The 13,988-nt window shown below is 43.0% G+C and carries 7 protein-coding genes and 1 pseudogene; 4 read left to right on the top strand and 4 right to left on the bottom strand.

Translation table 11 applies throughout. From position 1 onward, the window contains the following. The first annotated feature begins 78 nt into the window (after nt 1–78). From AC08OG_RS07855 to AC08OG_RS07840, 4 genes and pseudogenes are all read left to right on the top strand, one after another. Nucleotides 79–2,946 (top strand): ribonucleoside-diphosphate reductase subunit alpha, encoded by a 2,868-nt coding sequence (locus AC08OG_RS07855; protein WP_292356935.1) that lies wholly within the window; start codon nt 79–81, stop codon nt 2,944–2,946. After that, a complete protein-coding gene (locus tag AC08OG_RS07850; RefSeq protein WP_292356936.1) occupies nt 2,946–4,097 on the top strand; it encodes a ribonucleotide-diphosphate reductase subunit beta in 1,152 nt (383 codons plus the stop codon). The genes AC08OG_RS07855 and AC08OG_RS07850 overlap by 1 nt, the downstream gene beginning before the upstream one ends. Before the next feature lie 73 nt (nt 4,098–4,170). Continuing rightward, a complete protein-coding gene (locus tag AC08OG_RS07845; RefSeq protein ID WP_482930515.1) occupies nt 4,171–6,864 on the top strand; it encodes an ATP-dependent DNA helicase in 2,694 nt (897 codons plus the stop codon). Between the two features lie 142 nt (nt 6,865–7,006). Beyond that, nucleotides 7,007–7,539, top strand: a pseudogene (locus tag AC08OG_RS07840) (REP-associated tyrosine transposase). Nucleotides 7,540–7,723: 184 nt separating this feature from the next. Here the strand turns inward: AC08OG_RS07840 and AC08OG_RS07835 are convergent. The 4 genes from AC08OG_RS07835 to AC08OG_RS07820 all read right to left on the bottom strand — a co-directional run bounded on the left by AC08OG_RS07835 (nt 7,724) and on the right by AC08OG_RS07820 (nt 13,950). Continuing rightward, nucleotides 7,724–8,374 (bottom strand): LON peptidase substrate-binding domain-containing protein, encoded by a 651-nt coding sequence (locus AC08OG_RS07835; RefSeq protein ID WP_482930514.1) that lies wholly within the window; start codon nt 8,372–8,374, stop codon nt 7,724–7,726. Between the two features lie 453 nt (nt 8,375–8,827). Then, complete coding sequence (locus AC08OG_RS07830) at nt 8,828–11,968, bottom strand: efflux RND transporter permease subunit (protein WP_482930513.1); 3,141 nt, start codon at nt 11,966–11,968, stop codon at nt 8,828–8,830. Nucleotides 11,969–11,970: 2 nt separating this feature from the next. Then, a complete protein-coding gene (locus AC08OG_RS07825; RefSeq protein WP_482930512.1) occupies nt 11,971–13,269 on the bottom strand; it encodes an efflux RND transporter periplasmic adaptor subunit in 1,299 nt (432 codons plus the stop codon). 195 nt (nt 13,270–13,464) lie between these two features. After that, nucleotides 13,465–13,950 (bottom strand): pyridoxamine 5'-phosphate oxidase family protein, encoded by a 486-nt coding sequence (locus AC08OG_RS07820; RefSeq protein ID WP_292356948.1) that lies wholly within the window; start codon nt 13,948–13,950, stop codon nt 13,465–13,467. Between the last annotated feature and the right edge of the window lie 38 nt (nt 13,951–13,988).

Raw genomic sequence — 13,988 nt, 5'->3', positions numbered from 1 at the left:
GTTCAATCATGTTGCGACCACAATTTGTTGTGGTTTGCCGTTTTTTAAGTCTTACCACACAATGCAGGGAAAATCACTATGGCGAGCGAAGCAGAACACTACACCCAACCCTCCTCTGAAACCGGTTACAAAGTTATTCGTCGTAACGGCAAAGTCACTGAGTTCAATAGCAGCAAAATTGCTGTTGCGTTGACCAAGGCATTCTTAGCCGTTGAAGGTGAAGCAGCCAAAGATAGCCGACGTATTCATGAAACCGTTGCCGAACTTACCCGTCAGGTAAGTGAAAATCTGCTGCGACGTCTGGATGATGGCGGCACCGTACATATCGAAGATATTCAGGATCAGGTTGAACTTGCTTTGATGCGTGCCGGTGAATATAAAGTCGCCCGCTCCTATGTGGTTTATCGTGAACAGCAATCTCAAAAACGTGCTGAAGAAGAACGTAAACACCCGCAACCAGCCAATGAAAGCAAACTGCATGTCACGTTGAATGACGGCACTCGCCAGCCGTTAGACATCGACCGCCTGCGTAACCTGATTGATGAAGCCTGTGAAGGTCTGGCTCAAGTAGATAACGCAGCCATCCTGCGTGATACCCAACGCAATATCTTCGACGGTGTTTCTGAAAAAGACGTCGAAAAAGCACTGGTCATGTCTGCTCGTACCTTTATCGAAAAAGATCCTGCCTACAGCACCCTGGCTGCTCGCCTGCTGATGGACAGCATCCGTCGTGAAGCGTTGAGCTTTGTTTATCAAAGCCCTCGCCAGGCATCACAAGGCGAAATGGCTGATCAATATAAAGATTACTTCAAGACTTACATTAAAACCGCTATTGAAAACGAACTGATTGATTCAGAACTGGCGTTATATGATCTGGAACGTCTGGGTAGTGCACTGAAACCAGAAAATGATTTCAGCTTTACTTACCTGGGTCTGCAAACTTTGTATGACCGTTACTTCATTCACTGCGATGGCACCCGTTTTGAATTACCACAAGCCTTTTATATGCGTGTGGCAATGGGTCTGGCCATTAATGAAATCGATCGTGAAGCCCGCGCTATTGAGTTCTACAACCTGCTGTCGTCTTTCGACTTTATGAGCTCAACGCCTACCCTGTTTAATGCTGGTACTTTACGTCCACAATTATCCTCTTGCTACCTGACAACCGTACCGGATGACCTGAGCGGTATTTACAGCGCGATGCGTGATAACGCTCTGCTGTCTAAATATGCTGGTGGTCTGGGTAATGACTGGACTCGCGTCCGTGGTCTGGGTGCGCATATCAAAGGCACCAACGGTAAATCACAAGGTGTTGTACCGTTCCTGAAAGTGGCCAATGACACTGCCGTTGCAGTAAACCAGGGCGGTAAACGTAAAGGTGCAGTTTGTGCGTACCTTGAAACCTGGCACATCGACGTTGAAGAATTCCTGGATCTGCGTAAAAACACCGGTGATGATCGTCGTCGTACCCACGATATGAACACCGCCAACTGGATTCCTGACTTGTTCATGAAACGTGTGGCTGAAGAAGGTCAATGGACCTTGTTCTCACCAGAAGAAGTGCCGGATCTGCATGATCTGACCGGTCTGGCGTTTGAAAAAGCCTACGCTGAATACGAAGAAAAAGCGGCACGTGGTGAAATCCGTAACTTCAAAACCATGCCTGCCACTGACCTGTGGCGCAAAATGCTCGGCATGTTGTTTGAAACTGGCCACCCTTGGATTACCTTTAAAGATCCATGTAACCTGCGTAGCCCACAACAACATATCGGTGTGGTTCATAGCTCAAACCTGTGTACTGAAATCACCCTGAACACATCTGATCAGGAAATCGCGGTGTGTAACCTCGGTTCGATCAATATGGTTCAGCACATTGATGCCAACGGCAAACTGGATAAAGAAAAGCTCAACCGCACGGTAAAAACAGCGATGCGTATGCTGGATAACGTTATTGAGTATAACTATTACAGTGTGCCGCAAGCGCGTCATTCCAACCTGCTGCATCGCCCTGTCGGTCTGGGCATCATGGGCTTCCAGGATGCGTTATATAAACTGCGTATTCCTTACAGCACCGAAGAAGCGGTGAAATTCGCTGATGAATCCATGGAAGCGGTCAGCTACTACGCGATTGATGCGTCTTCAGATTTGGCTGCAGAACGTGGCAAATACAAATCCTACGAAGGCAGCTTGTGGAGCAAAGGCATTCTGCCGATTGATTCCATCAAGATCCTCAAAGAAGCACGTGGCGAGTATCTGCAACAAGACGAAAGCAAAACCATGGATTGGGATGCACTGCGTGACAAGGTTAAACGTCAAGGCATGCGTAACTCCAACACCATGGCGATTGCACCGACTGCAACGATTTCAAACATCTGTGGTGTCAGCCAGTCAATTGAACCGACGTATCAGAACCTGTTCGTGAAATCGAACCTGTCGGGTGAGTTCACTGTTATCAACCCATACATGGTTGAAGATCTGAAAGCACGCGGCTTGTGGGATGACGTCATGATCAATGACCTCAAATACTACGATGGCAGCTTGCTGGCAATTGACCGTGTACCTGATGAACTGAAAGCGCTGTACACCACCGCATTTGAAATGGATGCACGCTGGTTGATTGAAGCCGCATCACGTCGTCAAAAATGGCTGGATCAAGCACAAAGCTTGAACCTGTACATGGCGGAACCATCCGGTAAGAAAATGGACAATCTATACAAACTGGCGTGGGTACGTGGCCTCAAAACCACTTATTACCTGCGTTCAATGGGCGCAACCGGTGCCGAGAAAACCAGCACCGCGCCAACCACAGCAACAACTGCTAAACCGACTGCACCACCCGTGTTAAAGCCGGTTGCCAAACAAGAAGATGACTTTATTTCAGGTGAAGGTATTGATGCACCGAAAGCCTGTTCAATCTTGGAACCAGACTGCGAGGCTTGCCAATAATGTTTAACTGGGATGATCCACTTGCCGAAAAACCGGCAACTGACAAAGTCGACAACGACCTGCTTCCTGTGTCTCAGCAAGCGGCCAATGAACTCGACACACCCGAGCCAACCTCGGCCAGTGTCAGTGAACTGCCGCCATCGAATGCCAAAGCTATTAATGCTGATGACAAACGTGTGGTGAATGGACAAGCTGATATCAATCAGCTTGCTCCATTCAAATATCCGTGGGCGTGGAATTACTTCTTAAACGCCAACAAAAACCACTGGACGCCACTTGATATCAACATGGCACAGGACGTTCACGACTATCGTCATAAACTGACGCTGGAAGAACGTCATGTTTATGAAAACGTGCTGTCATACCTGACCACCTCCGATATTCTCGCCATGCGTAATATTGGTCTGGCAGTAATGGAAAAAATGACCGCACCGGAACTGCAGATTTATCAGGCACGTCAGGTGTATGAAGAAGCATTGCATACCTGGACCTACCAGCACTGCATCGAAACCATTGGTCTGGATCAAAGTGAAATCTACAACCGCTACCGCGTAGTGCCGGAGATTTACCAAAAGATCAAACTGGCCAATGAACGTCTGGATACCGTTATGCGTAGCGATATCGATCTGCGTGATAAAGACGAACTGGAAAACTTCGTCATGTCCTATGCGTTCTTCGCCGGCATTTTCGAAGGCAGCTGGTTCTATAACGGCTTCTCACCGATCTTTGCCCTGCAACGTCGTGGCCTGATGAAAGGCACTGGCGAACAGCTGCAATACATCATGCGTGATGAAGTCATGCACGCCTCGTTCGGTATTCGGGTTTGCAAACAAATCATCAAAGAAGAAAACGTCAAACTGGATCCTAAGAAAATCCAGCAGATGTTTGAAGAAGCTGATGCAGCAGAAGCAACATACGGTGGCTATATTCTGCGAGACCCGATTCTGGGTTACTCAAAAGAAGCCCACCACGGCCAATTCCGCTACACCGCGAATCGCCGTGCCAAGCAATTAGGCTTTGAAGAACCCTTCCCCGGCGCCGAAGCCACCCTACCCTGGCTTGATGAACAAGCCAATATGAGGAAGGAGAAAAACTTCTTCGAAACCAAGGTCACCGAATATCAAACCGGTGGCGGTTTGAAATGGGATTGATTGTTTGAAATTTAAAGAAGCCAGAATAAGTGATTATTCTGGCTTTTTTTATTAAATTTAAGGGATATAAATTGTGGGCACTATCTACCAACAAATCAAAAGTGCTGATACCGCTATATGTGAAAATATTGCCTTACTTTCAGATAATCGAGCATTGCTATCACTAAATGCACTTGCCCAACTTCGCAACCTAGTTGAAGGTGTTGCAGCTCTGATTCATACGAACTCTCTTGATGCCGAGTTCAATTATTCAAATATATGTAATGCAATTGAATTCCTAAAGAGTCAAGGAGGATACAAGTACATAAGTCAATTTCATAAATTTCTTCAAAAAGCCGCCTCTCACTACACTGTTGATGGCGACTCATCTGAACGTTTAATGCTCAAGTACTATGAATACCTGTATCGTATTCGTGTTTTACTAGAAAAAAGGTATAACTTTCAAGTACTCATAAATTTAGATCAATTTCCTATTAATCTAGATCCATCATTGCGGGAATATCACGAAAAGATTTCTGAGAAAATTGAGCAATTAAATGCACATGCCGATTCTATTTTAAATACAGATTTATACTACATCCATAAAATACGTCCATTCTTTATAAAGGGCGAGATTTACTACGAAGCCACCTTTTATCGTGCTGTTAGTAGAGCTAACAAATCAGACCGTATTATTGCTTTTACTAATATCGATATATCAGACAAGTACGCCACCTACTTAACACTTGCAGATACGTTTATTGAAGTACTTAATCAGGTAATGCCAATCAAAATTATCCGGTATTGGGAAGTCTCGATACGTCCTTGTGAACTCAATAATTTTGCTCGTCTGCTAGATATAGTCTTGGCTACCCGGAGAGATACTTCTGAATATCGTTATTTAATGCAATGGTTAACATCTCGCTCAGCAACATTGCTTGACTTAGTTGAGATGAATGACGACCAATACGAAATTCATAAAGCCCAAGCGCTTTCAGCAATGACACAAGCTCAGATATTTAAAGTATTAGATTCAGCGCGTCACATCATAAAATCAAAATTAGCTGGTCATAATATTCTTCGTTATCTCATGCTTAGAATGAATAACCAAATTATAAAGTCCCAACTGCATAGCCAAGGATGCAGGCGACTATCACATATGAAGTTAAAATGGGGCTGTATTCCTTTCGATGATATGCCTTTGTGTTCGTCACTAATAGGTCATAACCCAAGGTATTGGGACCTTGTAGAAAGTATTGATATATGCAATCAAGAACATGAACTATTGGCTCGACATGTGAAGAATAACGTAGAGCATAATGGAGTTTTGTATACTCCTGTCAAGGATCTCTCTGAGTTCGAAGATGTTGACAAATTAGTACTTTCATACAATAACAACCTCTACCACTCTCACAAAGAAGAACGGTCAATCATTCAAGATAAAGGGCATCTCTTTATCAAGGGGTACGAAGATAAAGCAGTATCAATCATTGAAACTCTTCAACAAAAAGCATCATCCGGGGTAGGTGGATACACCCAAGCTGTTGGAAAATGGCTTAATGAATCGTCCTATCATATCGATGATTCATTTAAGAAAACGGCATTGCAACAACTATTCAGCGAATCATGCGTTGCTCTTATTTATGGAGCAGCTGGAACTGGCAAGTCAACTATGGTGAATCATATTGCACAGTACTTCGGCGACAAGAGGAAACTATTCCTTGCACATACGAATCCAGCTATTGATAACCTTAAACGAAAAGTAAATACACAAAACTCCGATTTCAAAACAATAAAAAGCCATCTATACCAAAATACTATTTTTCATCAATATGATCTTCTTGTTATCGATGAGTGCAGTACAGTAAGCAATACTGATTTAATTAGTATTTTAAATACTAACTTTAGACTACTAGTTCTGGTTGGTGACGTTTACCAGATCGAGTCAATTCAATTCGGTAACTGGTTTGAAATGATAAGAGCATTTATGCCAAATACAGCTGTATTTGAACTTGAAACCCCATACAGAACTGAAAACAATTCTCTTTTAGAGTTTTGGAGAAGAGTTCGGGAAATCACTGATGACATTACTGAATTTATGGCCCGTAATAATTACTCAATGCTTCTTGATAAAACACTGTTTGAAGCCCGAAAACAAGATGAAATTATCCTCTGTTTAAACTATGACGGATTATATGGCATCAATAACATTAACCGTTTTCTTCAGAGCTGCAATCCTAATATCTCACATAATTGGAGAGCCTATACATACAAAGTCGGAGATCCTATCCTATTTCACGATTCTGAACGTTTTAGACCAGTCATATATAACAATTTAAAAGGTCAAATTAAAAACATATACATTGGAGAGGCTTCAATTCAATTCGAAGTTGAGCTTAATACCTCTGTCAGTGAATTAGACGTGATCAACACAGAACTTGAATGGGTTGAAAACTCAACTGTTCGGTTCACTGTTTACGAATCAAATGATGCCGATGACGATGATGAACCACTTAATACCTCAGTACCATTTCAATTAGCATATGCAGTGTCTATACATAAGGCACAAGGCCTCGAATATGAGTCAGTTAAAATTGTTATCACCGATGCAAATGAAGAAAATATTAGTCACAGCATATTCTATACAGCAGTAACACGCGCTAGACAACATCTACAAATATTTTGGACTCCAGAAACAGAACAACGTGTTATCAGTAATCTTCGCCGTAACTCCGTTGCAAAAGATAGAGCCATACTTACTGTTAGAAACGGCCTTAATGTAGCTTAAGAAAACAAACCCGTAGGTTGGGTTGAAGAATGAAACCCAACATTTTATAAATGACATAACATTAGCGAATCGTTGGGTTTCGCAAGCTCTACTCAACCTACCCTACATTTATTTATTTTTATAATCACATGGATGGTGATTGATGCAATATCGATGGGCTTTTGTTGCCGGGGGTAGGTATTTCTTTACGGTCACTCTGCTTGAACGAGATAAATCACTGTTGACTGATCATATCGATCTGTTAAAAACCGCATTTCGCAAAGTTAAACTCGCCCATCCTTTTGATATTGATGCGATCGTGGTATTGCCTGATCATCTTCATACTATCTGGACTTTACCTGAAAATGATTTTGACTTCGCCACACGCTGGCGATTGATTAAATCGCATTTTCTCGCGGCCTACCCTCTACCGAACGAATCAATAATTCACGAAAACAAAAATCTGAACGTGGTATATGGCAACGCCGATATTGGGAGCATTTAATCTGTGATGATTTGGACTATCAAAGACATGTTGATTATATTCATTACAATCCGGTGAAACATGCTTATGTTGATAAGGCGTTTGATTGGCCTTATTCCAGCATCCATAAATTTATTGAGAGGAAAATGTTTTCGAGTGATTGGGGGGGAGTTGGTAAAACGATAAATGATGTGGATATGGGGGAACGTTAATTGGTCAGGTGTGACTGCTAGCGTTATTCACTTTTATAAGAACAATTAAGCATTAAAAAAATCCTGGCAGCATATGGCTGCCAGAGCATTTGTGTTACCAGAGCTAATTAATTAACGCAAAAGCTCAACATTTATTCATAACGATAGTTATCCCCTACTAGGACTATCAATTTTAATATTGAGACTAAAAATTCTGCTCGATAGCATTTAACAATTTTAATAAAGCATCTAGACGCTGTTGTGGCTGTCTCATTTCAAGTATTTCTTGTTTTATTATTGCTGGCATATCGAATAAGCCGTTAACCATAAAGCTAAATTCAACAGCTGATAGGTTTTGCCATTTATCACTCGCCAGCATTTTTTGAAATTCGTCATTACCATGGCCAAGAACCAATAAACGCTGCATCAGCTTTTCATGACTTTGCCTTAATTTGATCAAGTCGCCATCTTCAATCGGTTCATCTTCAAACGGCTCACAAGCCCATATATAAAAAGGCAATTGCTGTCGCACTTGTTTTAGCTCTAGTCGTTTTTCAAGATGAACAATGACAGCCATACGGCCATCATCTAGTTCCTCTTGAAGCTCTACTTTGCCAGCAGAAAAAACGTCACAAGGCTTATAGGTAGATTGGTTACTGTTAAGCGCTTCATCTCTTGTCTGCATCTGTGTCATGTTACGAACGATACCTTGGATATGACAAACGCCCATCATCACATCGTTATCGATACAGTATCTCACCATTTTTCTATAACGTGGCTCAAACACATGCAATGGAACGGGCACGCCAGGAAAATTAACTGATTCTGGTATCGGGAAAAGCGCTACTTCTATCATAGGGTCAACAGTTCCTGCCTATAGTCTTAAAGGTGACATAGTAGCAAACGTCCTTGCAACAGTGTTTCCATTAAACCCGCTTTGGGTCGCAAGTCGCCAAATTACATCTAGCTAAAAACACCCAAACCTACTCGATTCCAATCTGTTGTCTCTCAGGCTACCTGATGACTAATTATTCATTGGCTTATATGGGCCGGTACCCAGTCCTCAGATTCGTCGGGTGTCCAGAATGTCAGACGAATACCTGTTGCTGAAAATCTTCGCTAGCAAGGTAGTTTGGGCTGAGGCATGAAGCCAAACATTTCAAATATGACAAAAAATCCCATCATAAACTAAAATTACAAATCCCTTGTTGAGCTTCATAAATTCAACCCAACCTACATTTCTTCATATCATGGAGATTTACTGTTTGATCTTTCTAACACACCGCGAACATTAGGATTGAAATCCGTTTCATGCTTTTCTATCACTTTGATTTGATGTCTGGTGTTGTTTGACGACGTCCTTTTTAAAAAGACGGTAAACCCAAAGGAAAAAATAAGGCCCAAAGAACACCACAAAGAAAGTGGTCGTCATGATACCGCCGAGAACACCGATAGAGATCGCATTCTGTGCTCCTGAACCGGGGCCGGAAGCAAAAGCCAATGGCAGCACGCCTAGTATAAAAGTAAGAGACGTCATCAAAATGGGCCTAAACCGCTGTTGTGCTGCCTGATAAGCCGCATCGAAAGCCGTTTGCCCCTCTTCAAAGTTGTTTTTCGCAAATTCAACAATCAATATGGCGTTTTTCGCAGCAAGGCCAATAGTAATTAACAGTCCGACTTGAAAATAAACATCATTAGCCTGTCCAGTGCTCCATGTTGCCAACACGGCGCCTAAAATACCCAGAGGCACGGTGAGGATAATAGCAACCGGTATAGCCCAACTTTCATAAAGCGCCGCCAGGATGAAAAAAACGGCCAAAGCGGATACCAGATAAAGTAAAAGTGTATTGGTGCCTGCCTCCTTTTCTTCATAGGACAGACCTGTCCATGCCACCTCCAGCCCATCAGGAAGTTTTTCAGCTATTCTTAAAACCTCCTGCAATGCTTTACCAGAACTCACTCCTTGAGAAGTGGACCCTTGTATTTCTCTTGAGGCTGCACCATTAAAGCGTGTCAGTTTAGGTGATCCATAAGTCCATTCACCTGTGGCAACTTCTACAAGCTGTACCATATCGCCATTTTTATTTCGTACGTACCAGTCATCAATATCTTCAGGCAACATTCGGAAAGGTATGTCACCTTGCACATAAACGCGTTTTATACGCCCGTTTTCTAAAAAATCATTCACGTAAGTCCCACCGAGTGCGGTGCTCAACGTCTGATTGACAGTGCTTATAGGAACACCAAGAGCACGTGACTTGATGTTATCAATCGTTAGATCATATTGGGGACTGTCGGACAATCCGTTAAAACGAACCTGCGTCAAAAGTGGACTTTGATTGGCCATGCCTAAAAACTGATTGGTTGCATTAACCAGCGCTTGATGGCCTAGTCCCGCGCGATCAACAAGTTGAAACTCAAAACCACCGGAATTACCAAGCGCACTGACCGGTGGCGGCACCAGAGGAAAAATCATCGCATCCCGGACTTTAGATAAAGACTGTGCTGCACGGTTTTTTATATTAAAAACACTGTTTTCTTCACCCCGCTCTTCCCAACTTTTCATTTTGATAAAGGCGATACCTACATTTTGTGCTTGTCCTGAAAAGCTAAAACCTGCAGCGGCAAAAAGACCGTCTACGGCGTCCCCAGCCTCTTCAAGGTAGAAATCTTCTATAGCCTTAACTTTTTCGACTGTTTGTTCAAGTGAAGAACTGGGCGGCCCGTTTAACAGTGTAAACATTCGGCCCTGATCTTCATCGGGGAGAAAGGATGTCGGGATACGAAGGAAAGTTAAGACGGCGATAATAATAAGTACTAAAAACAATGCTGGTAAGACAAATCGATTCTCAAGCAATACGTCCAACATGTTTTTGTGACCTCGACGTAAAGCTTCAAAGCCATGATTGAATGATGCAAAAACGCCTTTATCTTTTTTTGCTTTTCTGGATTTTAAAATCACCCCGCAAAGAGAGGGTGACAAGGTCAATGCTATAAAAAGCGATATTGCCATAGCGACTGAGATAGTCACCGAAAACTGGCGGTATATCACACCCACCGAGCCCTCAAAAAAACTCATGGGTAAAAAAACAGCCCAGATAACCGCCGTAGTGCCGATAAGGGCTCCGGAAAGCTCCTTCATAGCCGATTTTGTGGCTTCCTTTGGGTCACGTTCAGGATCTTTTTCTAATTTACTTTCTACATTTTCTGTTACCACAATTGCATCATCGACCAGCATACCGATTGCAAGAACCAGTGCAAAAAGCGTCAGAACATTGATCGAATAACCGAGTATGAAGATAGCCCCGAAGGTTCCAAGCAGAACGATGGGAATAGCAATTGCTGGAATAAATGTCGCACGAAAATTTTGTAGAAATATGAAGATAACAAGAATAACCAAACCGATGGCCATGAAAAGCGTTTTCACCACATTAACGATCGATGTTTCAATAAAAGTTGAGACATCAATGGGATAAATCACTTCAAGATCGGCAGGAATAATATTATCGAAGTCTTTTATACGGTCCTTGATGCTTTGAATCGTCACCAGTGCATTAGCGCCGGGAGCAAGCTGGACAGCGATACCGGATGCTGGTTGCCGGTTCCAACGTCCGATAATATTATAATTCTCGGCCCCGATTTCAATTCGGGCCACATCTCCTAATGTGACTCTTGAGCCATCCTCGAGAACGGTTAATAAAATGGCTTCAAACTGTTCTGGAGAAGAGAGCAGAGATTGCGACGTAATGGTGGCATTAATCTGCTGCCCTTTTGCTTGTGGTGCGCCGCCTATTTCGCCTGTGGCAAGCTGAACATTTTGATCTTGTATGGCATCAATAATCTCCAGCGCGGTAATATTGAAATTATTCATACTTCGCGGATCGAGCCAGATCCGCATGGCATGTTCTGAACCAAAGCTCTGAATTTGACCAACGCCGTCAACGCGGCTCAAAGGTTCTTCAATATTGGATGCCAAAAAATCGGATATATCATTCCGACTCATTGCCCCTTCTTTGGAATAAAAGCCGATGATCAGCGCTTCACTATTGCCACCTTTTTCAACAGGAACCCCTAACTGCTGAACAATGGTCGGCAAGGAAGATAACGCTTTAGAGACTTTGTTTTGGGTTTGTACCTGAGCGATATCCGGATCAGTTCCAGGCTCAAAGGTTAGTGTAATAGTGGCACTGCCAGAGGAAGAGCTTTGCGCTTGTATATAACGAAGATTGTCGATTCCAGTAAGGTTTTGTTCGATAATCTGCGTAACGGTATTCTCAAGTGTTTCAGCAGAAGCCCCGGGATAGGTGGCAGTAATAGATACTTTAGGCGGCGCAATGTTGGGGTATTGTTCAATCGGCAACTGAAACAGCGAAAATAAACCAAACCCTATGATGAAAAGCGCGATAACCCAGGTAAAAATTGGGCGCCCTATAAAAAAGCGTGAGAACATTTCTAGCGTTTCTCAACTTTATTCTGCTGTCGCTGCCCTACCTTGATGTTTGGGGCCATCGGGGGTGGCGCTTCATCTTTAAGAGAATTCGGTGCAACTTCGAGATTCATGTCCTCATATCCAAGATCGATTGGTTCAGGTTTTACCAAGACTCCCTCACGTAACATCATCGTCCCCTCTACAATCAAACGATCCCCGCTTTCTAGCCCATTAAGAACAATCCAATTATTTCCATAGGCCGCCCCTGTGGTTACAGGAGTTTTGGCAGCTTTATTCTCAGTATCAATAACCCAAACACTTTTCCTACCCTCAGCATCTATTACAACGCTTTTTTGAGGAACCACGATCTGTTTTGTACGGCCAATCTCTTCTATGGAGGCCCAGACAAACATACCCGGCAACAGGATAGTGTCTGGATTATCAAACACAGACCGCAATCGTATTGAAGCAGTCTGTATATCAACAGAAACATCCGTTGAGTCTAAAGTGCCCTTGTGTGGGTATTTTTGTGTTGCATTATTCAGATAAAGATAAACTTGATATTCAGATTGAGATTCTTTATTCAGCCGTGCAGCAGATAAACGCTCCTGTAAATCCCGTACCTCTGATGCAGACTGCGACAAATCCACGTAAACAGGGTCAAGCTGGCGTACAGTCGCCAGCGGAACGCTTTGCTGAGAGGTAACGAGCGCACCTTTTGTAATGCTGGACGGACTTATATAACCGCTTATTGGTGCGTATACGCGCGTGTAGTCTAAATTGATTTTTGCACTTCTAACTTCAGCTTCTGCTTGGCTTACAGCAGCCTGAGCTTGAGCAAGGCTGGCCAGTGCATTGTCATACTCTTGCTGGCTGACTGCATTTGAAGTGATCAGCGTTTCATATCTATTTACCAGGTTTTGGGCATTTTCTCTTCGCGCTTTAGCATCTTGCAGATTAGCCTTGGCCATTTGATAATCCGCTTCATAGCGAGCGGCATCAATCTGATAAAGCTGCTGCCCCTCTTCTACATATGATCCCTCTTTGAATAATCGCGACTGAATGATGCCACTGACTTGTGGCCTGATTTCAGCGACCTGATAAGACACTACACGACCAGGAAGCTGATTCGTGTGTTGTATCCGTACTGGCTTAATTTCGACAAAGCCCACGTCAATAGCCTGTTGACTCATTCCGCCCTGTTCTGATGCGTTCTGTTGATTATTGTCCTGATTATCATCACATGCCGACAATGAGATAATAAGTGCAAAAATGGCAAGAAAAGACAAAAATCTAACGTTCATAGCAAAGATATTCAGCAAGCATTTCTAATCAAGTACTCCATTAATGTTGATTTAACTAAGAAACAGTAAATGCTTTTAAATCAGATGGATGGAAATGAATATGACTGTGAGTAGTCAGCGTAAAAAACTCATCCCTTGAACTTAAAAGAGGGCCAATCCTTATTGAAAGGATATGCCAAACAGCAGGCCCCCTTTAGTCCTATCAGATTGTTGTTAACCACCAAACTTTTCGTTTTCGCCAATATTCGGCGTGGTATGTTTGATATTGGCTTTAGCAAACTCATAAAGCTGGAAGGCTTTATTCTCTTTTGCCATCCAGTGTTCGCCCATTTCAATTTTAACTTCCAGTAAGGCGACATCTGGGTCGTCTTTACCTTCAGGGAACCAAGCAGCAATAAATGGATTCCAGTATTTGTCGATCAGTGTTTGATCATCTGACACCCGAGCACTTCCCGACAGTGAGACATAAACACCTTTGTCCTGATCAGAAAAGGTCAGGCAGACATCATGGTCACGATCCGTTTCGCTAACCTTCTCAGCACTGCGACGGGTATAGAACCAAAGAGTGCCATCATAGGCATCCTGAACTAGGTGCATTGGCCTGGCACGTGGCATGTCGCCATCAAGTGTGACTAACATGCCGACTTTAATATCTTTTATCATTCCCCAAATTTTTTCCTTATGTTCAGGACTAGACATAATGCAAACCTCCTAATGGAACACTATAAATAAAAATA

It is taken from the genome of Methylophaga sp. F7, from assembly GCF_056863975.1.
This window is presented reverse-complemented; position numbering and strand designations above follow the sequence as displayed.

Excerpts from the sequence above, each read along its gene's own strand:
- AC08OG_RS07820 (WP_292356948.1), bottom strand. The coding sequence starts at position 13,950 with ATGTCTAGTCCTGAACATAAGGAAAAAATTTGGGGAATGATAAAAGAT.
- AC08OG_RS07850 (WP_292356936.1), top strand. The coding sequence starts at position 2,946 with ATGTTTAACTGGGATGATCCACTTGCCGAAAAACCGGCAACTGACAAA.
- AC08OG_RS07830 (WP_482930513.1), bottom strand. The coding sequence starts at position 11,968 with ATGTTCTCACGCTTTTTTATAGGGCGCCCAATTTTTACCTGGGTTATC.
- AC08OG_RS07835 (WP_482930514.1), bottom strand. The coding sequence starts at position 8,374 with ATGATAGAAGTAGCGCTTTTCCCGATACCAGAATCAGTTAATTTTCCT.
- AC08OG_RS07855 (WP_292356935.1), top strand. The coding sequence starts at position 79 with ATGGCGAGCGAAGCAGAACACTACACCCAACCCTCCTCTGAAACCGGT.